Annotated in this window: 20 protein-coding genes; 8 read left to right on the forward strand and 12 right to left on the reverse strand. The window is 53.9% G+C overall.

Features of this window, described 5'->3' with window-relative positions:
• Positions 1 to 19: 19 nt before the first annotated feature.
• From A6R74_RS09710 to cfa (A6R74_RS09720), 3 genes are all read right to left on the reverse strand, one after another.
• Positions 20 to 2,113: a HelD family protein gene (locus tag A6R74_RS09710; protein WP_064234307.1), complete on the reverse strand. Its 2,094-nt coding sequence runs from the start codon at positions 2,111 to 2,113 to the stop codon at positions 20 to 22.
• A gap of 61 nt (positions 2,114 to 2,174) precedes the next feature.
• A complete protein-coding gene (locus A6R74_RS09715) occupies positions 2,175 to 2,408 on the reverse strand; it encodes a hypothetical protein (RefSeq protein ID WP_064234308.1) in 234 nt (77 codons plus the stop codon).
• Positions 2,409 to 2,724: 316 nt separating this feature from the next.
• On the reverse strand, positions 2,725 to 3,882 hold the full coding sequence (gene cfa, locus A6R74_RS09720; RefSeq protein ID WP_240488196.1) for a cyclopropane fatty acyl phospholipid synthase: 1,158 nt from the start codon (positions 3,880 to 3,882) through the stop codon (positions 2,725 to 2,727).
• A 586-nt stretch (positions 3,883 to 4,468) separates the two neighbouring features.
• Here cfa (A6R74_RS09720) and cfa (A6R74_RS09725) point away from each other — a divergent pair.
• Positions 4,469 to 5,629, forward strand: coding sequence for a cyclopropane fatty acyl phospholipid synthase (cfa, locus tag A6R74_RS09725; RefSeq protein ID WP_064234309.1), 1,161 nt, complete (start codon positions 4,469 to 4,471; stop codon positions 5,627 to 5,629).
• A gap of 27 nt (positions 5,630 to 5,656) precedes the next feature.
• On the opposite strand, the gene A6R74_RS09730 is transcribed toward cfa (A6R74_RS09725), so the two are convergent.
• Genes A6R74_RS09730 through crcB form a run of 3 tightly spaced genes read right to left on the reverse strand, consistent with a single transcriptional unit; the run spans position 5,657 to position 7,415 of the window.
• On the reverse strand, positions 5,657 to 6,613 hold the full coding sequence (locus A6R74_RS09730; protein WP_064234310.1) for an arsenic resistance protein: 957 nt from the start codon (positions 6,611 to 6,613) through the stop codon (positions 5,657 to 5,659).
• 20 nt (positions 6,614 to 6,633) lie between these two features.
• The gene (locus A6R74_RS09735; protein WP_064234311.1) at positions 6,634 to 7,029 is read right to left on the reverse strand and encodes a fluoride efflux transporter FluC; all 396 of its coding nucleotides are present in this window, start codon (positions 7,027 to 7,029) and stop codon (positions 6,634 to 6,636) included.
• Positions 7,026 to 7,415 carry a fluoride efflux transporter CrcB gene (gene crcB, locus A6R74_RS09740; RefSeq protein ID WP_064234312.1) on the reverse strand — a complete coding sequence of 130 codons (390 nt, stop codon included), beginning with the start codon at positions 7,413 to 7,415 and terminating at the stop codon, positions 7,026 to 7,028. The genes A6R74_RS09735 and crcB overlap by 4 nt, the downstream gene beginning before the upstream one ends.
• Before the next feature lie 223 nt (positions 7,416 to 7,638).
• On the opposite strand from crcB, the gene A6R74_RS09745 reads away from it, so the two are divergent.
• The gene (locus A6R74_RS09745; protein WP_064234313.1) at positions 7,639 to 8,493 is read left to right on the forward strand and encodes a universal stress protein; all 855 of its coding nucleotides are present in this window, start codon (positions 7,639 to 7,641) and stop codon (positions 8,491 to 8,493) included.
• Positions 8,494 to 8,503: 10 nt separating this feature from the next.
• On the opposite strand, the gene A6R74_RS09750 is transcribed toward A6R74_RS09745, so the two are convergent.
• Positions 8,504 to 9,700, reverse strand: a complete 1,197-nt coding sequence (locus A6R74_RS09750) for an MFS transporter (protein WP_064234314.1) — start codon at positions 9,698 to 9,700, stop codon at positions 8,504 to 8,506.
• Positions 9,701 to 9,779: 79 nt separating this feature from the next.
• Here A6R74_RS09750 and A6R74_RS09755 point away from each other — a divergent pair, with 79 nt between their 5' ends.
• Positions 9,780 to 10,121 (forward strand): TraR/DksA family transcriptional regulator, encoded by a 342-nt coding sequence (locus A6R74_RS09755; protein ID WP_064234315.1) that lies wholly within the window; start codon positions 9,780 to 9,782, stop codon positions 10,119 to 10,121.
• A gap of 88 nt (positions 10,122 to 10,209) precedes the next feature.
• Here A6R74_RS09755 and A6R74_RS09760 read toward each other — a convergent pair whose 3' ends face one another.
• Positions 10,210 to 11,895 carry a 2-isopropylmalate synthase gene (locus tag A6R74_RS09760; protein WP_064234316.1) on the reverse strand — a complete coding sequence of 562 codons (1,686 nt, stop codon included), beginning with the start codon at positions 11,893 to 11,895 and terminating at the stop codon, positions 10,210 to 10,212.
• A 212-nt stretch (positions 11,896 to 12,107) separates the two neighbouring features.
• On the opposite strand from A6R74_RS09760, the gene A6R74_RS09765 reads away from it, so the two are divergent.
• Positions 12,108 to 12,593 carry an Lrp/AsnC family transcriptional regulator gene (locus tag A6R74_RS09765; RefSeq protein ID WP_064234317.1) on the forward strand — a complete coding sequence of 162 codons (486 nt, stop codon included), beginning with the start codon at positions 12,108 to 12,110 and terminating at the stop codon, positions 12,591 to 12,593.
• Between the two features lie 72 nt (positions 12,594 to 12,665).
• Positions 12,666 to 13,022, forward strand: a complete 357-nt coding sequence (locus tag A6R74_RS09770; protein ID WP_064234318.1) for a RidA family protein — start codon at positions 12,666 to 12,668, stop codon at positions 13,020 to 13,022.
• A gap of 39 nt (positions 13,023 to 13,061) precedes the next feature.
• Here the strand turns inward: A6R74_RS09770 and A6R74_RS09775 are convergent, their stop codons facing one another.
• The 4 genes from A6R74_RS09775 to A6R74_RS09790 form a co-directional block, all read right to left on the reverse strand.
• Positions 13,062 to 13,925, reverse strand: a complete 864-nt coding sequence (locus A6R74_RS09775) for a MurR/RpiR family transcriptional regulator (RefSeq protein ID WP_064234319.1) — start codon at positions 13,923 to 13,925, stop codon at positions 13,062 to 13,064.
• The gene (locus A6R74_RS09780; RefSeq protein ID WP_064234320.1) at positions 13,925 to 15,697 is read right to left on the reverse strand and encodes an EAL domain-containing response regulator; all 1,773 of its coding nucleotides are present in this window, start codon (positions 15,695 to 15,697) and stop codon (positions 13,925 to 13,927) included. The genes A6R74_RS09775 and A6R74_RS09780 overlap by 1 nt, the downstream gene beginning before the upstream one ends.
• Positions 15,694 to 17,943: an ATP-binding protein gene (locus A6R74_RS09785; RefSeq protein ID WP_064234321.1), complete on the reverse strand. Its 2,250-nt coding sequence runs from the start codon at positions 17,941 to 17,943 to the stop codon at positions 15,694 to 15,696. The genes A6R74_RS09780 and A6R74_RS09785 overlap by 4 nt, the downstream gene beginning before the upstream one ends.
• Before the next feature lie 88 nt (positions 17,944 to 18,031).
• Positions 18,032 to 19,387: an aldehyde dehydrogenase family protein gene (locus tag A6R74_RS09790; protein WP_064234322.1), complete on the reverse strand. Its 1,356-nt coding sequence runs from the start codon at positions 19,385 to 19,387 to the stop codon at positions 18,032 to 18,034.
• A gap of 225 nt (positions 19,388 to 19,612) precedes the next feature.
• Here A6R74_RS09790 and A6R74_RS09795 point away from each other — a divergent pair, with 225 nt between their 5' ends.
• From A6R74_RS09795 to ispD, 3 genes are all read left to right on the forward strand, one after another.
• On the forward strand, positions 19,613 to 20,785 hold the full coding sequence (locus tag A6R74_RS09795) for a GNAT family N-acetyltransferase (RefSeq protein ID WP_064234323.1): 1,173 nt from the start codon (positions 19,613 to 19,615) through the stop codon (positions 20,783 to 20,785).
• 158 nt (positions 20,786 to 20,943) lie between these two features.
• A complete protein-coding gene (gene ftsB, locus A6R74_RS09800; protein WP_064234324.1) occupies positions 20,944 to 21,282 on the forward strand; it encodes a cell division protein FtsB in 339 nt (112 codons plus the stop codon).
• Positions 21,279 to 21,986, forward strand: coding sequence for a 2-C-methyl-D-erythritol 4-phosphate cytidylyltransferase (gene ispD / locus A6R74_RS09805; RefSeq protein ID WP_064234325.1), 708 nt, complete (start codon positions 21,279 to 21,281; stop codon positions 21,984 to 21,986). The genes ftsB and ispD overlap by 4 nt, the downstream gene beginning before the upstream one ends.
• Positions 21,987 to 21,993: the final 7 nt, after the last annotated feature.

The raw sequence follows: 21,993 nt of genomic DNA on the forward strand, positions 1-21,993 counted from the left end.
TTTTGATGAGATTAGAAAATTAAGCCGCTTGAGTTAGGTGTTCAATAAAATGCGAGGGCTGATCATGGTAAGTCAGGTCAAGCTGGTGCATCGCCCGTGTACAGGCCACGTAGAGTAAGTTGCGCTCCATATCCGTTGCGTAATGGGTGGCCGTTACCTCGGGCACAATCACACGGTCAAATTCCAAGCCCTTCGCCATATGGGCAGTACAGATAATAATGCCTTGCCCAAAAGCAGTGCTTTGCTCAGTGAGTAACTGTAGCTTATCGAATTGTCCTTCTAACGCTTTAAAAACGAGACTGGCCTGCTTTTGGGTTTTGCACACAATACCTAAGGTGTTATGCGTTGAGGCTGTAAACTCATGGGCTAGTTGCTGAATGGCAGTGTGCGATTGCTTACGCGATGAGCAGCGGTGAATGGCAGGCGGTTTGCCATGGCGCTCGATCGGTTCTAGATCGGGGTTATAGGCGATATGCTGGGCGAAGCGGGTTATTTCGATACTGGAGCGGTAACTTTTATTCAGCGTCACGTACATGGACTGACGCAGCACCTGGCGTATCTGCTCGGCTTTCGAGGCGCTATAGGGGTTAACCGATTGGTAGCTATCGCCTAGCACGGTTTTTTTGCAACGAAACAGCTGACCAATCACCGCGTACTGGACTGGCGTATAGTCCTGCATTTCATCGATTAACAGATGCTTGGCATTCCGCCAGCGGGAGTGCACGCCCTCTAAGCGCATCTTTAGGTAGATCAGGGGGAAAACATCGGCGTACTCAAGGCGCCCCCGGGAAGCCGTTTTGAACAGTTCGGGTTTTCCCAGCCAAGTGTAAAACTCCTTATAGGTCTCGCGCAGGGTTTTCTGTTTTAGCATACCCTTAATGGTGGCTTTTAACGTCTTGCGCTCGTCGGGCTCTAAATCATAGTTATACTGATTGCCTATTTTTTGCTCTATTTCCCAGCTCACCTGCCTGAGTCGCTCATTGGTGGGTAGGTTGCGATGCTTTTTAAACACCTCCTCCAGTAACCAGCCAGGCACCAATCGCCGTGCAATCCAAATATCTTCAGCCGTGAAACGCGTTGCCTCTACTTCGGCTGCATAACGATCGAGCTCCTTAAGGAATTCTGGTGAGGCTTTGAAATACAGGCGTGCTTTCATGGCCTCGTCATTCTTTTCCAGTAGTGCCGTGGTTTGCTCAAAGAATGTCTCAAACCGGTACTGACTGCTGAGAAGCTCATCGGCCAGGGTTTCCATACCCACCTGATTAACCGTCTCTTCCCCCAGTTCGGGTAGCACGTTGGCGATGTAGTCGGAAAATACTTGGTTGGGCGAGATAATCAAAATATCTTCGGAGGTGAGCGTGTCTTTAAATCGATACAGCAGAAAAGCAATTCGATGTAGCGCAATCGAGGTTTTTCCGGAGCCTGCTACCCCTTGAATAATCAAGGTATGGGCTTCGTCGTTACGGATAATCGCATTTTGATCACGCTGAATAGTGGCGACGATGTTCTTCATGGTGTCGTCAGAGGCTTGGCTCAGCGTGTCCTGAAGCACGTCATCGACCACATGCACATCGCTATCGATCATTAGCTCGATGTTGGCTTTTTTGATTCTGAATTGACGCTTAAGGGTGATGTGGCCACTAATCTCCCCCTTTGGGCTCTGATAGCTGGCGGGCCCGGTTTCGTAATCGTAAAACAGTGATGCAATGGGTGCCCGCCAGTCATGTACACGGCTGTGACCGGTCAAATCATCATAAAAGTGGTGAATGCCGATATAGATAGGCGTGGGAGCTGCGTCAGAAGTGCCTTGCCGGGAAAAATCGAAACGCCCAAAGTAGGGAGAATGCCTGAGTTTTTCGAGCTTATGGCGACGTGCCAGCGCATTATCGCCGGTCATCACCGCCTGCTCAATGGACTCGCGGGCGGAGATCTTCTCGATGTGATCCATTTCATCCCGGCTTGTCCATAAATACTCTTTCTGGGCCTGTATATCCTCTGCATAAGCCGCTAAGCGCTGATTAATTTCTTCTATGTTAAGGTCAATGCGTTCAAGGGTGTGCATTAATTGGCGGTGTTCGGCGTCGCGTTGGGAGGTCTCAGTTTTAGTATCCATGGTGCCTGTTAAGTAAGAAAATAGTGATGTTGTATCGGACTAGAAAGGCCGTTAGAAAAGCTTATTCATCCATGTAACGCCAAGCCTGCACGCCGCGTACCAAGGCGCGGTTGGTAACGCTCAAAAACCGCCCGCGCTCTAAAATAGCCGATGTCACGCCAGCTCCATGGATATCGCGATAAACCACAAGCAGGGGTGCTTTGGCGTTGGTGGGTAAATAACTGTGCACGCTAGTCCACTCAGTGGATGTTGTTAATTCGTCGATGTTGGGGATAAAGGCGTTTTGTACTTGCATGGTCGCTCCACTCACAGGTCGTTTTGGCAAAGTCATTGCGTTTTGAAACGCAATGAATGCATAGCGTTGTCTGGATGGAGTAGCGCTAGGGTGGGGTAGGGCAGAAGCCGTTGTGTAACCGTGCCATTGAGTTGCCTCATGCAGTTACCAGCGACCTTAAGCAAAGGTATCTGGGGTAGGTTGAAGGGTCGACTCGTTAAAATTGACCGCTAGACAGGGCCGACGTTCATAAAGATGATTCTGTGCGCACGATGGGAGCTGTTCAGGTTGCCGCTGAGCCGTGATAGTTATGCTCGCGGCTCCCCGGCTTAAGTTGTTAGCTAATGCGGTTATAGCCACCGACGACACCCTTTTTACTGAGCACAAACTGCCAAAGCTGTATTTCACGTGCACGAAATGCGCCAGCACAGCTCAGCAGGTAGTAACGCCACATACGGTAAAAACGCTCGCTGAATTGGTCTTTAAACTGGGGCCAATTGGCTTCAAAGTTATCGTGCCAAGCCATCAGTGTGCGATCGTAATCCGCCCCGAAGTTGTGAACATCCTCCACCACAAACAGCGATTCCGCTGCGTTAGTCACTTGGCTCAGGGCTGGGAGTTCGCCATTGGGGAAGATATATTTATCAATCCAGGGGTCGGGGGAGGTGTGGCGCACATTTTTGCCAATGGTATGCAGTAAGAAGAGACCGTCATCTTTTAAACAGCGGTTAGCGACTTTCATGTACTCACGGTAGTTTTTACGGCCCACATGCTCAAACATGCCGACGCTGACAATGCGGTCAAACTGCTCTGTCTCATCGCGATAATCTTTTAACCGGAACTCAACGGGAAGCCCGCTCTGCATTAGCTGTTTGCCGTACTCGGTTTGCTCTTTTGAAATCGTCAGGCCCACGCACTCAACGCCGTAATGTTCGGCGGCGTAAGCCATAAAGCTGCCCCAACCACAGCCAATATCCAGCACGCGCATACCGGGTTTTAGTTCGAGCTTGCGGCAAATTAGATCAAGCTTTGCTTCCTGGGCTTCGTCGAGTGTCTTGGCATCTTTCCAGTAGCCGCAGGTATAGGTCATGCGCTTATCGAGCATGGCAGCGTAAAACTCGTTGCCAAGGTCGTAATGCGCTTCACCTACTTGAAACGCACGTTTAGCGGTTTGTAAGTTAACTAAACGTGTTTTTAGGTGGTGAAACACCAATTTGCTGTGATTGACCTGATCTGGCAGCCGTGCACGCATCAGTTTGAAAAAGAACTTGTCAAGCTGTGCAGCGTCCCAATCACCGTCCATATAACGCTCGCCGAGGCCGAGATTGCCTCTTGCTAAGGCGTCTTCTATCACCCCATGGGCATTTAGCTGCATATCCCAGGGACGATCACCATTGATCTGAATATCTGCTTTTTCAAGCAGGCTAGCCACAAACCGCTGGGAGGAGGAGGTTTCGTCGAAGAATGCCGTATGGGGGATGGGTAAATTTTGCAATTCGATAGCCTTGTTTGAAGATTAAAAAAACTTACCAATCAAGGGGTAAGCGCTTTTAGTCTGAGTGGTCAAACAAAGCTTAGGGAGGGTCAGTAGTCATCATTGCCAGCACTTATTGCATTTGCCAATAAATAACTGATTGTTTTTCATGTGATTAGACATGAGAAACAATCAAGCGGAGTGCATAAATGTCAGGCAATCAGCTAGGGTGGAGTCATCAACCCTGAGAGTAGGTGGGGCATGTTTTATGGTCCTGTTGATGTTCAATCGACAGCGAAAAATCTTCGCTAAAGAAGCCTGTTAGCCAGGAACCGCGACAATAATGTTAGCAGAATAAAGATCCGTTGGCACCCTGGGGTCGCTTAAGTATAGGTACCATAGTGGGTAACTATTTATGTGCTGGCAGTCCCTTACTGGGTAGCTAGCCAGGGGAAGCCAGCATGCCAGCGCTGCGTTAAAAGACATCGCTTAGAGCTTGTAGGGTGTCAGTCGTCTCCATCAAAAAATGCTTATATTGCAATGCGCTTCTATGCTGATAGACAGGTTGTGATCCATTCACTCACAGGAATAGCGCGAGGAGCCTGCTGTGAACATGCCTATGTTGGAAAAACCACCTGTTGGCTTCGATGGAGCGTCGACTTCTCACCGGTTTGTTGCCGATTTGCTGGCCCAGGCCGATATTCAGCTCGACGGCAATCGCCCCTGGGATATGCAACTGAAAGCGCCTGGCGTTATCGATAGCGCCCTTTCGCGAGGTAATCTTGGGCTTGGCGAAAGCTACATGAAGGGGGAGTGGGACGCTGAACGACTGGATGAACTATTCTATCGGTTAATGCGTGCTCGGCTTGGGCAGCGCATCAAGCCTACCCAGTTGGTTTATCACTCGCTGCGGTCGCGTTTGCTGAATCGTCAAACGGCTAAGCGCGCCTGGGAAGTGGGCGAAAAGCATTACGATCTTGGTAATGACTTCTACGCTGCCATGCTAGACCAGCGCATGACCTATACCTGTGGCTACTGGAAACATGCTCAAACCTTGAACGAGGCCCAGGAAGCCAAACTCGACTTGGTCTGCCGTAAATTGCAATTAAAGCCTGGCATGCAAGTGTTGGATATCGGCTGCGGCTGGGGGAGTTTTATGGCCTACGCTGCTGAGCATTATGGTGTTGAGTGCGTGGGTCTGACGATCTCCAAAGAGCAAGCTGAGTTCGGACAGCGACTGATCAAAAAAGGGTTGCCGGTAGCGTTTCGCTTGCAGGATTACCGTAATGAGAGCGAGCAGTTTGACCGTATCGTTAGTATCGGCATGTTCGAGCATGTGGGGCATAAAAACTACCGTGAATATATGAGCGTTGCTAACCGCTGCTTAAAAGATGAAGGGCTGTTTTTGCTGCATACCATCGGCAAGAACGTAAGCCACACGGTGACTGACCCCTGGATTGATAAGTATATTTTTCCCAATGGTGAACTCCCCACTTTGGGGCAAATCACGGATGCCGCTGAAGCGCTGTTTGTGGTGGAGGATGTTCATAACTTTGGGGCCGACTATGACCGAACTCTAATGGCTTGGCACCATAACTTTGAGAAGCATTGGCCGTCATTTAAAGCCCAGTATGGCGAGCGTTTTTATCGCATGTGGCGCTACTACTTGCTTATGTGCGCAGGGGCTTTCCGGGCCCGGGAGCTTCACCTTTGGCAGTTGGTGATGAGTAAGCAGGGTGTGCTGGGAGGATACACTCGCGTTAGCTAATGGCTATTTAACCTTAAGCTTTTCAAGCTAGGGTTTTGGCAGTAACTTACTGGGCACCCAGCGTAAGAACGCCACCATGCCAAATAGCTCAACCAATGATTGAAACACAATCACCACGACAGCGGCCTGCCAGGCGCTAGGTAGCGTCAGGGCGATAGGCAGCATCACAAAAGAGTTACGCGTACCAAAACTAAACGCCAGGGTTCGGGCGCTAGTGGTTGGCAGTTTAAACAACTTGCCAAGCCCCTTACCCAATAGTGCTGCAAAGAGTAGAAAGCCGATAAAAATAAACACAACCTGAACTAATACCTGACTAAGTCCCAGCACTGTTTTAATTTGCGATGCAGCGATGATGAACACCACTAACGCCAATAAAGGTACCGGCAGTAACCCCAGTTTATGCACGCTACGTTCAACTGCTTTATGTCGTTGGGCGGCGTATTCCGTTAACCAGGCTAGCGCTAAGGGCGTAAGGATAAGCCCCGCAAAAGCGCGAAGCAGCTCGGTTGAAAGCGTTAACTGAAACCATTCACTGCCTAAAAACAGCCATAAATAAACCGGGAGTGCGATCATCTGCACCAGTAGCAGTAGCGGAGTGGCAGCAACCGCCCGAGCGGTATCCCCTTTGCCTAAATGCGTGAAAGTAATAAACCAATCGGTGCAGGGCACCAGCAAGACCAGTAAAACGCCAGCCAAGACAGGAGGGGAGAGCGGTAACCAAACTACTAAAAGCGCTAAAAAGGCTGGAATGGCGATAAAATTACCGACCATCAGCGCAGCCATAAAACGCTTATCTTTCATGCTCTGAGCAATATGCAGCAGCGGAATTTGGGTAAACGTGACGTACAGTAATAGGCCAAGGAGCGGCCATAGTAGTTGCTGCAGCGTCGCAGATAGCGCTGGCAGCCCACTACCCAGCGCGAGCCCCAGGCAGATAAAGCCCAGATAGATCCAAGACTGCTGCTGTTCTAACTGGTCGCGCATAAACGTTGCTTCATTGGAGGTTAAGCTTGCCGATGAGCAAGCGCGATACGCTCGCCGACGATAGCTGCTAGCAGCCATAAAGGTAAGCTGATTGCGATGTATATAAGCGCCATCCCCAACTGGTCTTGCGCTATAAAGTGCATGGTTTCTAAGCTAAACAGTGAAAAGGTAGTAAAACCGCCGCAAAACCCGGCCACCCAGAAGGGCTGCCAGCGAGTCATGCTGCTGTGAGGGCTGCGGCTAATCCTTGCTGCCAGCCAGCCAATCAGGCAAGAGCCCAGTACGTTAACGGCTAGCGTGCCCCAGGGAAAGGCCCCTCCAAGCGTTGCAAAAGCGCCAAGCGAGACACCGTAACGCAATACGCTGCCAAGTCCACTGCCCACTCCTACGGCTAAATAGGCTTTCCAGACGCTCATAGGGAGCCTCCAGTGACCAGCCAGCCTAATGCTACCATGGCTAAACCGAGCAGCAGGGTAGCGCCCACATTGAGCCCCGCGCGCAGCGCTTGGCCGCTCTGCCATAGCTCAATGGTTTGTAGGCTAAAAGAAGAAACCGTGGTGTAGCCCCCTAGCAGCCCGGCCACCATAAATAGCCAAATAAGCGAAGGTTGCTCGCTGGGTATGCCCTGGCTGCCTAATAAACAGCCTGCGATAAAGGCACCGCTGGCGTTAACGATTAGTGTTCCCCAAGGAAAGGCTTTACCGCACCAGCGCGCCATCAGGTTAGAAATGCCAAATCGCCCCATGCCACCGAGTGTGCCGCCCAACGCCACTAGCAGTACGCTTATTAAGCCATGCCCCATGCTCGCGCCCCCTTCGATCACTTAATGAATAGGTCACTCAATGAATGAGTTACTCAGTTAATGGGCTGCTAAATTAATAGGCTGCTAAGTGTAGCATGCACGTTTTAGAGTGTCCGAACAGTACGAAAGAACGTTTTAGACTGTCGCTGGTCAATGAGTTCGTGTAGAAAAGGATGAGAATATAACAACAACGTTGATGCACCCGCTCAAGGAGAAGTAATTCATGTCAGATCGCGTGTTGGCAGCTATTGATAGTTCTCAATTTTCAGAAGGTGTGTGTGATTACGCGGCCTGGGCCGCCAAAGCGCTCAACGCCCCGCTCAGTTTTATTCATACGGTAGATAACCATGTCCAGGTAGCCGAGCCCGATTTAACCGGTAATCTAGGCCTGGGTACCCGGGAACATCTGCTGGAAAAGCTCTCCGGCATTGAAGAGCAGCATGCGAAGGTTTCCCGTGAACGCGGTCGCCTGCTGTTGGATGCCGCCAAGGAGCGTGCGGCCAACGCCGGTATTGCTGACCTTTTATGCTTGCAGCGCAATGGCACCCTGGTGGAAACCCTGGTTGAGAACGAAAAAGAAGTGCGTTTGTTGGTGGTGGGCAAGCGCGGCGAGACGGCGCACCAAGCCAGCGGCCATTTAGGTTCCAACCTTGAGCGCGTGGTGCGGGAAATGCACCGGCCGATTCTTATGGTGCCCAAACAGTTCACTCAACCGCACAACGTGATGATGGCCTTCGACGGCAGTAACACGGCCCGTAAGGGCGTCGAAATGCTGGCCAAAAGCCCACTGTTTGAGGGTGCCACCTGCCATGTGGTGATTGTCGGTGCAGAAACCGCTGAAAACCGTTCGCAGCTTGCCTGGGCACTGGAAATCCTGCGTGAAGCTGGGCACACCGCGGAAGGAGCCATACGCGCAGGCGAGGTGGAAGAGACGCTGCGTACCTATAAGCAAGATCACGATATCGATATGCTGGTGATGGGGGCCTATGGTCACTCGCGGATTCGCCACCTGTTAGTTGGCAGTACCACCACCACGATGTTGCGTAAGGCGCAGCTACCGGTGTTGATTTTGCGCTGATTGAAGAAAGCTACTGCTCAGCCGTGATGTTGGATGCTTCCCGTAGTACGCGCTGGGCCAGTAACCAACCGGCGATGATAAACCCCAGCATGCCTAATAGAAGTGCATGAAACGGAGCGCCTGCGCTGATGGCTAACCCCAGCACAGCAGGCGCGATGCCGGTGGAAAATACCATGGCAGCGCTAAGCGCGGAACGTACCCGACCCAGATGCTCAGCCCCCCATAGCTTAATCAACAGGCCAGAGGCAATCAGCTCCTGCGCGCCCATGGCTAAGCCACCGCCCACCATCAGCGCCCAAATACTGATATTTCCGCCGATGGTTAACGCCATTAGCATGGCGATGGCGTAGGGCAGCAGGTACAAGCGCGCGAGCTTCACCGGGCCAAGTTTATCTACCCAGCGGCCGCCCAATAACGCCCCTGGGAGTTTGGCGATCCCCATGCCAGTTAGCGCCAGGGCATAAACGGCCAGCGAGCTATCGAGGGCTGCGGTCAATTGGGCCTGATAAATAAACAGCCCGGTCATGGTGATAGGCAGGGCCATGAGCAGCGGCATGAGCAGCCAAAAGCGTTTTTCCCGAAAGGGGCGAGGGCCGTGGGGCGTTTGTTTTGTCGGTTTAACGCCCGGTGCGCTGGGCCATGGCACTTTGAATAGTAGCCACAGCCACGGCAGGGCGATAACGCCACACATCAGCCACCAGAAGGTTTGCCAACTGCTCCAAATAAGCGCAGCAGCTACCAATGGAGGTAGTAGCGCTTCACCCAGTGGGATTCCCAGGTTAGCCAGCCCAATGGCGCGGCCGCGCATGGTGGAAAACTCACGCGCAGCTAGGGTATTGCCCAAGTGGGTCAACATACCCTGGCCACATAGCCGTACTATGCCAAGGCCGACTATCCCTAGCCACCACCAGGGCGATAAGGTAAGCAGCACAACGCCGGTTAATAGCAGGGTTAAAACGATGGCCGCAAAGCGCCGGGGGTTAATCCAGTCAATGGTAGGCCCAAAGCGCAGCATGCAGAACCCCGCTATTAGGGTAACCACGGCATAGGCAGTGCCGAACTGGCCAACGCTGAGCCCGAGGCTGTCTGAAAGGGGCGCTTGAAAAAGGCCAATAAAATAGCTCTGCCCAAGGCTAGAGCTAAACATTGCTAGAAAAGCGATACTGAGTACGCTGCGGTGATCGCGCAGCAGGGTGCGATAGCCCATCGTAACGTTCCCTTCGCGATCAAATAATTAGTAGGTTAACGATTGTTGGTTAATGATTGTAGGCTAACTGGAGGCGCAGATGAATCACCCTGAGGTGGATATAGCCGTTATCCGTGAGAAATTGCTGTCGCTAGATGCCACGCTGCGCGAGGAAAGCGCCAGCAGTGAAGACTCCCGGGATACGGTGATGTTGGATCAAACGTCGGTAGGGCGGCTGTCGCGGATGGATGCGATGCAGGGGCAGGCGATGGCTAAAGCAGGCGAGCAGCGCCGCCAGTTAAAGCTGAAGCAAATTGCCTCTGCCCTGCAACGCATTGACAGTGAAAGCTTTGGTGAGTGTATCGAGTGCGGCGAGTGGATTGGAGCCAAACGCCTCACCTGGGATCCGTTAGTGCTTAAGTGTATTGAGTGTGCTGATTAATCCTTAAAACTTAGTCCTCAAAACTTGATCCTTAAAACTTGGTTCTTAAAACTTGGTTCTTAAAACTTAGCCCTGAGACCTTAGCCGCCTAGGCTTCGGCAGCCGCTTCTTTATGCTGGCGCTTTTCCACTGTTAGGGCTGAGTTAATGCCTGACAGCAGCGCTTTGAGCGATGCGCTTACTGTGTCGCTATCCTCGGCCACCGCACAGAGCCGCTGGCCATCGATATTGAGCTGAACGAAGGCGATCGCATTGGCTTCGCTGCTGGCACCCAGCGAGTGCTCGCTGTAATCGATAATCCCCACGCTGCTGCCGGAGTGGCGCTGCCATGCATCGGTAAACGCGGACATGGCACCGTTCCCTTTGCCTGAGAGGCGCAGCGTTTCGTTACCCTGTTGCAGCGTGACCTCAATGCCTTCCTGCTGACCTTTGGAAAGCCGATAGTCGACAAGCGTGAGCGGCGCCTCTTGAGTGAAATTATCGAACATCACCTGGCGAATTATTTCGCTGGAAAGCTCGCTGGCGCGCTGTTCGCTCTCTTGCTGCACGTAAGGCGCCAAGGCGAGCATCATCCAGCGCGGGAGGTTGATGCCGTAATCGCGCTCCAGCAGGAAAGCCATGCCGCCCTTGCCGGACTGACTGTTGACGCGAATCACCGCCTGGTAGTCGCGGCCGATGTCATGGGGATCGATGGGCAGATACGCCACTTGCCAGGGCTCGTCGGGCTTTTGATGCTTGAGGGACTTACGAATCGCATCCTGGTGGCTGCCCGAGAAGGCGGTATACACCATTTCACCTACCCAGGGGTGGCGCGGGTGCATGGTAATACCGGTGCACTCGTGAACCACCTGAATGATTTCATCGGGGTTGGAGAGATCCAGTTGCGGGTCGATGCCTTGGCTATAAAGGTTCATGGCCAGGGTAACGATATCCATATTGCCGGTACGCTCGCCGTTGCCCAGTAGGGTGCCTTCCACCCGCTCGGCACCCGCTAGCAGGGCGAGTTCAGCCGAGGCGACGGCGCCACCGCGGTCATTATGGGTGTGCACCGAGATAATTACGCTGTCGCGGCGGCTGATATGCTGGCAGAAGTACTCTATCTGATCGGCGTGATGGTGCGGCCCCGCCACCTCCACCGTGGTGGGCAGGTTGAGAATACACTTGTTATCCGGCGTTGGCTGCCAGACATCCATCACCGCTTCGCATATCTCCAGCGAGAAATCGATCTCGGTACTGGAAAAACTCTCTGGGGTGTATTCGAAACACCATTCAATGTCTGGGTACTGATCGGCGTAGGTTTTGACCCAGGTGGCCCCTTGCACCGCGATATCGACAATCCCGGCGCGATCCATCTCAAACACCCGCTCGCGCTGAATGGTCGAGGTAGAGTTATACAAGTGAACAATGGCGCGCTTGGCGCCGACCAAGGAGGCAAAGGTCTTTTCGATCAGGTGTTCACGGCACTGCACCAGTACCGCAATGGTGACGTCATCGGGAATTTGATTCTCTTCGATCAGCCAGCGCACAAAGTCGTAGTCGGGCTGGCTGGCGGAAGGAAAGCCGACCATGACTTCTTTGATACCCACTTTAACGATCTGCTGCCAGAAGCGCTGCTTCTGCTCAACGGTCATCGGCTCAAGCAGCGCCTGATTGCCGTCGCGTAGGTCTTCGCTCACCCAGATCGGGGCGTGATCTAGATCACGATCCGGCCATTGGCGATTGAAGGCAGGCACACGGGGCGCAGGACGATATTTGCGATGATCGAAAGCAGACATTGTGAACTTCCTGAAAGTAGTGGTCTTCCTGAAATAACCGTTTTATGGATCGCGGCTGCTTGTGGCGGCCGTACTGAGTGATTGGCTGCTTTTGGCAACGGGTACAGTGTAAAGGGTTTGCTGCGCTAGGTTCTTGCGAAGATAGGGTGTGTAAGGCAATATTTGGCAGGAAGTTTCTTCTATATTTTATTTTTTGGCAGGAGATGCCTTTTATGTCGATATCGCCACTGGTGTTGGATCGTTTTGATCGCCATATCTTGGATATTCTCCAGCAAGAGGGGCGCATCAGTAACCAGGAGCTGGCTGATCGAATCGGGCTTTCGCCTTCGCCCTGTTTGCGCCGGGTGCGGGCCTTGGAAGAGCACGGTTTAATACTGCGCTACCGCGCGGAGGTCGATACCCGCCAACTGGGCTACCAGCTAATGGCGCTTCTGCATATTTCCATGGATCAACACACGCCGGAGCGCTTCGATAATTTTGAACGCCATATTCGCGAGATACCTAACGTTGTCGAGTGCCTGATCATTACCGGCCAGGCGGCTGATTTTCAGCTCAAAATCCTGGTGCGCGATATGGACGACTATCAACATCTGCTTCTACATGTGATTAATCGTATCGAGGGCGTGACCGGCGCCCATACCAGTTTTGTATTGCGGCGGGTATTTGAACATCGTCCGGTACCGACGGATCGGGTTTGAAAAACGTGCCATAGCCAACCACCGGTGTGGCGGTTTAGACTGCTTTTTTTCAACCTGTTAGGAGTTTGCACTATGACTATTCAACGTTACGATACAAAAGCCCGCATGAGTCGTGCGGTAATTCACCAGGGCGTGGCTTATCTGTGTGGCCAAGTGACTGGCCCTGAGGCCCGTGACGGTGATATCACGGCCCAAACCGAAAGCATGCTGGCGCGGGTGGATGCGCTGCTGAAAGAGATCGGTTCAAGCCGTGAGCAGCTGCTTAGCGCGACGATTTATCTTAAGCATGGCAGCGACTTTGCCGCGATGAATGAGGTATGGGACAACTGGGTGCCAGAAGGCTACGCCCCAGCGCGCACCTGCGTATGCGCGCCACTGCCCGCTGATGAGCTTAAAGTGGAAATTACCGTGACTGCCGCAGTGAGCTAGCCCCTCACACCTCACCATTCACCCCTCACTATTTTCCATTCACTTCCCAGGCTTTTCCACCGGAAAGCGGGTATCGCGCAGGCTGTCTTTGATTTTCTTAAGGTGGGGTAAAAAGTCTTCACCACGCCTTAATGTCACCCCAGTGGCCAGCGCATCAATCAGGGTTAGCTGAATCACTCTCGAAGTCATCGGCATGTAGTGGTCGGTGTCTTCGGGAGTGGCGACTTCAAGCGTGGCGGTACACTCGCTAGCCAGCGGTGAATTGGGCGCGGTAATACCAAGAACGACCGCCCCGGCATCCCGCGCCAAACGGGCGATATCCACCAGCTCCCGGGTGCGTCCGGTGTAGGAGATAATCACCACCACATCCCCGGTATGGCAGGCGGCGGCGACCATGCGCTGCATCAACACATCAATATAGGCCATCACCGGCAGGTTGAAGCGGAAGAACTTGTGCTGGGCATCCTGGGCCACCGCCCCGGAGGCGCCCAGGCCAAAAATGTGGATCTGCTTGGCCTGGGTGAGGTAGTCGACCATGCGTTCGACGGCGCCCATATCGATTTCGCGCTGGGCTTCATCAAGCGCGGCGATGGTGGCGCCAAAAATTTTGTGGGTGTACTGGGTGGCAGAGTCACCGGGCTCCACCGCACGGGTTACATAGGGCGTGCCACCGGCTAAGCTCTGGGCCAGTTTAATTTTGAAATCGGGATAGCCCTTGGCACCAAAGTTACGGCAAAAGCGGTTAACCGTGGGTTCGCTGACGCTAGCCGCCTGAGCGAGGCTGGCAATGCTTAGGCTGGTGGCGACCGTCGGGTCTTCAAGAATTACATTGGCGACTTTACGCTCCGAGCGGTTGAGTTCTTCTAAACGTTCGCGTAAGCGGTCAAGTAAGTCATGAGCCATTAACGGTCTCCGAAGGGGGGGATGGAAAGTGGAGGTGTAGAAAGCAGTGGCTTCCATTCGCTACACCAGGTCACAAATGCCTCAGCGGGCAGCGGGCGGGCGTAGAAGTAACCTTGCGCGGCTTCGCAGCCGATAGAGCTTAAATAGGCCGCCTGGGCTGAGGTCTCGATGCCTTCCGCCACCACATCGCAGCCCACGCTGTGGGCCAGCTGGGTAATGGTGTGGGCCAGTTGGCGATCAATCGCGCTGGTTTCCAGATCCATCACAAAGGCACGATCGATTTTCAGCGTCGAAAACGGTAGCGTTTTAATATACGCCAGTGACGACTGACCGGTACCAAAATCGTCGATGGCGACGGCAATATTCATTTCGGCCAATTGGGCAAGCTGCTGGCGAGCGTGATTCATATCGCTCATCAGACCCGATTCGGTCACTTCCAAGGCCAAAAAGCGTTGGGGAATTTGCCGCTGCTCTAGGCGAGCAAGCAATTGATGGGCAAAGTCTTTGCGGCTCAATTGGCGCGCGGCTACATTCACCGCGATATGAAAATCGTCATTGAGCAGCCCTTGTGCCCGCCAGAGGCTGATGTAGCGCATGGCTTCATCTAGCACCCAGTCGCCGATCGAGAGAATATCACCACTGGCCTCGGCCAGCGGAATAAATTCGCCGGGAGAGATAAGCCCGAATTCCGGGTGCTGCCAGCGCAGCAGCGCTTCTGCGCCCAGAATTTTGTGGTCAGCTAGCGATAGTTTGGGCTGGAAGGCGAGTGACATCTCGCCGCGCTCGGTGGCACCGCGAATCGCCTGTTGCAGTTGCAGCCGGTGGCGTTGCTTGGTCTCAAGCGCCGGCGTGTAGAGTTGAACCTTGAGCGATTCCAAAGACGGCAGCGCTAACGCCGCCATATGTACCAACCGTTCTGTCTCAAAATAGCCTGCTTCGGCGCTAATGCCGATACGTGCACTGAGGGGAAGTAAAAGCTCCTCCAGCGCCTGATCCTGATCGAAACAGTCAAGCAGTTTCTCGGCCAGGTGCAACAGCGTGGTTGGGTTTGCTGTGGGGGAAATGACCAGCAGCTCGCTTCCCCCCCATAAGCCGAGCAGATACTCGACGTCGAGCTGTTGACGAAGCCGTTGGCTAATGAGTCGCAGCAGTTGGTCGGCCACCCGGTAGCCATGCAAGCGCACCACATCATCGAGCTTATCAATAGCGATAAACAGTAGCCCAGTGCCCGAGGCCTGGAGAGCAGCAGCGTACAGCGCTTGGCTTAACCCACGTCGGTTGGGGAGCTGGGTAATGGGGTCTGTGCGAGACTGGCGGTCTAACTCTTGAGTGCGCTTGGCAACCATTAGCTCTAGGGTGTCGACCTGCTTCTCGCGCACCTGATAGCGGTGCTCAATGTTTAAGGTGTTGCGTATGCGTTGTAATACTTCATCCTGCTTAAACGGTTTGGTGATGAAATCACGTACGCCCATACTCAGGGCCCGCTGGCGGGTTGTGTCATCAATTTGCGCCGTTAGCACGATAATCGGCGGCATCTGCTCGGCGAAGTATTCACTTAATTCTTCAATCACCGCGTAGCCGTCTAGGTGCGGCATACGGATATCCAGCAGCAGTAGATCCGGCAACTGCCGCTGGCAGTGAGCAAGCACCTGACGTGGGTCGTTGATACCATGGATGTTCTCGAAGCCATACTCGTCAAGAAGATCAAACATGAGTTCAATGTTAACCGTGCTGTCATCCACTATGAGCAGGTGTTTTTCAGTAAGGCTCATGGTTCCTTCCCCGACGCGGTCTGCATAAACTGAGTAATGGTGGCTTCTAGTTTATCAAGTTCAAGCGGTTTCGTGAGGTAAGCATTAAAGCCCGCTTCCAGACCGCGCTTGATGTCGCCAGGCATGGCATTGGCCGAGAGGGCGATCACCGGCAAGGTTTGCAGCTGTGGGTCGCGGCGCATTGCTTCTAATGTCTGGTAACCGTTCATACCCGGCAGGTGGACATCCATGAGTACCAGGGCAGGCGAGCAGTGACGCATTATTTCCAGGCCAATTTCAGCGCTGGACGCAATCTGCAGCGTTATCTCGCCCATCTCTTCAATGATATCTTCCATTAGCCGCTGATTGGCGGGGTTGTCCTCAATATACAGCAGTGTAAAGGCGTTGCTGGGCTGAGCATGAATCGGATGGGTCGCAGGATGCGCGTCGGCGCTAGTGTCTGCGTTAGCGCCTGGGCTAGCAGTGGGCAAGGTAAACCAAAAGGTGGCGCCTTGGCCGGGCTGGCTGTCTACCCCCAGCTCGCCGCTCATGCGCTCGACTAGCTCGCGGGTAATCGCCAGGCCAATACCGGAGCCTTCTATGCTGCCCCCTTCGGCATCCAGGCGATTAAAGGGCTCAAATAGTTCGTGCTGGCGTTCCGGGTCAATGCCAGGGCCTGTATCGGTTACGCTGATACGCACATGATCGACTAAATGCGCCACGCTAATATCGATTGAGCCGTTGGGGCTGTTGTACTTAATCGCATTAGAGAGCAGGTTTAAAAGAACCTGTTTGGTGCGCGTGTAGTCGGCGTTTACTTGCCAGCGATCATTTGGCGAGGTGTAGCGAAGCTGGATGCCTGCCGCCTCGGCGCAGTCTTCTAAAGTGGAGCAGGCGTCGTTAAACACATTGGCGAGAATGATAGGTTCGATGGAGAGCGTCATGTGACCTGCTTCGATTTTAGCCAAATCAAGTACTTCATTAATCAGGCTGAGCAGGTGCTGGCCGCTTCTCTCGATTTGGGAGACCTGGCGTTGCTGCTTAACGCTAAGTGGTTCTCGGCGGCTATTAGCCAAAATCTGCGAGAACCCGATAATCGCATTTAGCGGGGTGCGCAGTTCGTGGCTCATTGATGAGAGAAATTCACTTTTCGCCCGGCTGGCGGTTTCCGCCTGGTCGCGGGCGGCGGCCAGATCGAGCATGACCTGTTCGCGCTCAGCCATTTGGCTGTAAAGATTGATCAACAGCGAGCAGGTGTCAGTAAACGGTTGTAGCCAATCCAGCAGCGCCTGGTTCAGTGGCTGCTGGCTATTGGCGATGGCGTACATACCAATCAGATGTTCGCCGCTGAAAATAGGAACGCCCAGGTAGTTATGGAACGGCGTGTCCGCGATGGGAAAACCACTGCGTTTAATATGAGGGGCAATGTCGTCGGCAATGATCACTTCACCATAGGCAAAAACACGCCCTAACATTGAATCTGGGTCGGTGAGTTTTAAACTGCCATTACGCAGTTGGTCTACCAGACTACGTGATTCTTCGTTCCAAGTGAGGTGGGTAATCGCATGAACTTTAAGTGCGTTGGTGGCGTTGGACGGCAATACCTCGCCAATCAGTGCGTAGTCACTATCGGTGAGCTCACGCAGCGCTTCCATCAAAAATACCCAAAGCCGTTTTTCCGACATCAGCGCCTGATAGTCGGTAATACCTTGATGGAGAATTTTGAGCAACTGCTGCTCTTTTTGCATCATGCTAGCGGTCTGGGTGAGTTCCACCTGCAGCTTGTGTTGGCGGAGTAGCTCTTCAACCTGCCCCGCTAAACTGCCCAGTCGCTTTAAATCACGCTCGCTGAACTGACGCGGCTGGTGGTCAATAATGCACAGGGTGCCAATGGCTATGCCTTGGAGTGGCCGTATGGGGAAACCCGCGTAAAAACGGATGTTCGGCGAGTCTATGACCAGTGGGTTGTCTGCAAAGCGCTTGTCCTTATGGGTGTCTTCGATGACCAGCGGCCCATCGATGACGATGGCATGGGCGCAGAAAGAGAAGGCCCGGTCGGTTTCACACACCTCAAGCCCTTGGTGTGATTTAAACCATTGCCGTTCTTGGTCTATTAACGACACTAAGGCGATAGGCACATCGAACAGGTCGCGGGCGAGTTGCGTCATGCGCTCAAACGCCTTGTCACTGGGCGTATCGAGTATCTTTAAATCATGCAAGGCCGCCAGGCGCTGTGTTTCATTTTGAGGGATGTCTGGGGCTTGCATGGCCATTCCAAAGTAGAGAATTATTAAAACATTCTAAAAGGTCGTTAGACCAATAGGTAATTACCTATCGGTTATTAATCTATCAGCTTTAGCCAAGACCTATAAGTTTTATTAGCCAGCGTCGGTAAGGTGGGTAAAGTAGTCGGCTCGTGGCTCGTTTAGCCTGATAAAAAACGCCGCGCAAGTGGCTAAAACGCTCAAAGCCGTGGCGCCCATGGTAAGCCCCCATGCCGCTCTCACCGACGCCGCCAAAGGGCAACGAAGGCACTGCGTGATGGAGCAGCGTAGCATTAAACACCAGCGCACCAGAGCGAGTTGCTTGCAGCAACTGCTGCTGTAAACCCTTTTCATGTGTGAAGGCATACAGCGCAAGGGGGTGAGGGCGGGCATTCACATAGCGTATTGCCGCGGCCATGTCACTAACGCCAATCACCGGTAGGCAGCGGCCAAAAATCTCCTCGCGCATCACCTGAAGCCCCTGGTGGGGGTCGATAATCAGCGCCGGGGCATAAGAGCCGTGATCAATAATTCTGCAGCCGTGGTCATGGGCTTCTTGTAGCATGGCATCCAGCCGTTGCTGATGGGCCGCATTAATCGCATGGGTGGCCGCGTTGGCAGAGGGGCGCTGCTGTTGAATAGCCTCGCTTAACGCTTTAACCAAGGCACTAATATGGCGGCTCTCAACCAGCACGTAGTCGGGGGCGATACAGGTTTGTCCGCCGTTCATGCCTTTCCCGAAAATAATATCCGCTGCCGCTTTAGCGAAATCTGCATCGCCTGCCACAATAGCAGGTGACTTTCCGCCCAGCTCTAGTGTCACCGGGGTTAAATTCGTGGCGGCCGCCTGGGCGACTTGGCGGCCCACCGCCGTAGAGCCAGTGAATACCAAGTGGTCGAATGGTAGCTCGCTAAAGCGACGTGCTACTTCTATATCGCCTTCGATTACTTTGAACTCTTCATGGGTGAAGTATTGCGGCACTAGGCGCTTTAGCAGAGCGCTGGTGGCGGGGCTGTGCTCGCTGGGCTTTAGCATTACCACATTGCCCGCTGCAAAGGCATCCACGACCGGCATGAGTGCCAGGCTCCAGGGATAGTTCCAGGGCGACATCACGCCGACCACGCCCAGCGGTTGAGGTGCGATGCGGGCCCGGGCAGGCATTAAACGCCATGGCATACTGGCCGAACCAGGGCGCATCCAGCGCCATAGATGCAGTCTGGCGTGGCGAATAGCGTGGAGCACCGCGCTAATTTCAGCCATGCGTATTTCCACGTCGCTGCGCTGACCAAAGTCCGTTTGAATCGCGCGGATAATCTCAAGCTGATGATGCTTGGTCATGCGCGCTAGGCGGGCTAACCGTTCACGCCGCAGCGTTAGCGTCGGGTAGGGCATTTGATCGGCAGCTTGGCGCTGCGTTTGAAAATCACCGGTCAGATCACGCGTCATGGCCTTTCCTTATATGCCGTTACCGGCATGGCGTTAACGTTTAGTACGGCAGTTCAATCGCCGCATCTGCTTTCGTTGGCATAGCCCGTTAATCTAGCCCGTTAATCTAGCCCGTTGATTTATCCCGTTGATCTAGCCAGTGGGTATAGATGATGAGTGTAAACGGTTTATATAAACAGTTAGTGTAAAGTGGTCTTTTCGCTTCTACACGCTCGGGAAGGTGCTATGCCGTTACCCCCACTGTCGATCACTATTCTACCCACCATTGAGGCCGTTACAGCAAGCCAGTGGGATGCACTGGTAGATGACGATCAACCTTTTTTGCGTCACGCGTTTTTACACGCCCTGGAGGCCAGTGGATCTGTTAGCGAGACCACGGGTTGGGAGCCTTGTCACCTGAGTGTATGGCAAGACGCACAGCTGGTCGCGGCGATGCCGATGTATCGCAAGCATCACTCCTATGGTGAGTATGTGTTTGATTGGGGTTGGGCGGAAGCCTTAGAGCGTGCTGGCGGCCGCTATTACCCCAAAGCTCTCAGCGCAGTGCCGTTCACGCCGGTGCCCGGCGTTCGTACGCTCATCGCCAAGCACGCCGATGCCCGAGCCGTTCGCGCTCTGCTGGCCGACGCTTGGCGTGAACAGTGTGAAAGCCTTGATCTGTCTAGCTGGCACTTGCTGTTTGCCGATGAAGCGGACGTCGCCGCCTGGCAGGCCCAGTGCCCCGAGCTGATCAGTCGCGAAGGTGTGCAATTTCAATGGCGTGATCGCGGCTTTGGTGACTTTGAGGGCTTTCTGGCCAGCCTTACCTCGAAACGGCGTAAGATGATCAAGCGCGAGCGGCGCTTGGTCGCCGAGCAAGGCTTGAAGGTTGCCTATGTAGAGGGCGATGCGATTACCCCAGCGGATATGGCGCATTTCTATCGCTGCTATGCGATTACCTACCATGAGCGTGGTCGCCCACCTTATTTAAACCATGACTTTTTTGAACGCCTGCGCCAAACCATGCCCGAGGCAATGGTGCTGGTGCAGGCCTATATTGAAGATCGCCCGGTGGCGGCAGCGCTCTATTTCCGTGGCACTGAGTCGCTTTACGGACGTTACTGGGGAAGTGAAGTGGTGGCTGACTGCCTACACTTTGAGGCGTGTTACTACCAGGGCATTGAGTACTGTTTGCAGCATGGTTTAGCGCTATTTGATCCGGGTACCCAGGGTGAGCACAAACTGGTGCGCGGCTTCGCTCCCCAGCGGGTGCGTTCGCTGCACTACATTAGCCACCCTGGGCTGGCTGCCGGTGTCGCCCAGTTTTGTCATCAAGAAGGCGAACATGTCAGCGCCTACCGCGAAGCGGCCCATCAAGCATTGCCATTTAAGCTGTTATTTGAGCTGCCATTTAAATGACGCGCGGCTCGCTGGTGTTGCGCCTTGATGGCATAATGCGCGCCAATCAGCGCGTCTAGTGGAAGCAATTGCTGTTTTAATACGTCTTTTTTTATATTCAGCCTATTCAATCAGTTCTAAGGGATAGGCTGGAAGAGATAGGTTATCGGAGAGCAGTGATGCGCAAATGGTTAGTAATGACATTGCTCGCTGTCTTGGCGCTGCTTCAATACGAGCTATGGTTAGGCAATGGCGGCTGGCGCGATTTGCAGCGCGTGGAGCAGCGGGTGGCAGTGCAAGAGGCGGCCAATGTGCCTATGCGCGAGCGCAATGCGCGGCTGGCGGCCGAAGTAACGGATTTAAAAACCGGGTTAGACGCCATTGAGGAGCGGGCGCGAAGCGATATGGGCATGGTTCGCACCGACGAACAGTTCTTCTGGGTGCCGGGAGTCGCTATTCAAAATGAGCTGATCGGCATCAATGCCGGGTTGGTCGCACCCCAGGGGCCGCGTCAATGAGCCAAACTTGGCTAATTGTTCCCGCGGCGGGTCAAGGTCGCCGTATGGGGGCCGATAAGCCCAAACAGTACCTGAGCTTAGCCGACGAGCAGCCGGTGCTGGCGCATACCTTGGCGCGTCTTCATAGCGCTTTTCCAGCCGCTCGTTTGATGCTCTGTTTAGACGCCAGCGACCGCTGGTTTTCGCCACACTGGGTGCCTTTCGCAAAGTGGCAGCGGGTGCCGGGTGGCAGCGAGCGAATGGACAGCGTATTAAATGCGCTGCATGCCATGGCGGCTGCAGATGATGACGTTGTGATGGTGCACGATGTGGCCCGCCCCTGTATTACCGTGGGCGACCTTCAGGCGCTTTATCAAGCGGTGGCGACACACCCCGCGGGTGCGCTCTTGGCGATGCCAGTCGCTGATACCATGAAGCGTGCCGATGACCAGTGCCTAAGCGCGCGAACCGAACCCCGGGATGGCTTGTGGCACGCGCTAACGCCCCAAGGCTTTCGCTATGCACTGCTGCGACGAGCCCTGGAAACCGCTCGCCAGAAGCAAACGCTGGTGACCGATGAAGCCTCGGCGGTTGAAGCCTTGGGCGAGCATCCGCAGTTAATAAGCGGGCGCCGTGACAACCTTAAAATTACCCACCCGGACGACTTGGTGCTAGCAGCCGCGATTATGGCGGCCCAAACCGCTAACACTCCCGGCGGGCTTTAATCACTAG

Origin of the sequence: Halomonas sp. ALS9, assembly GCF_001651035.1 — a bacterium.
Lineage (GTDB): Bacteria > Pseudomonadota > Gammaproteobacteria > Pseudomonadales > Halomonadaceae > Vreelandella.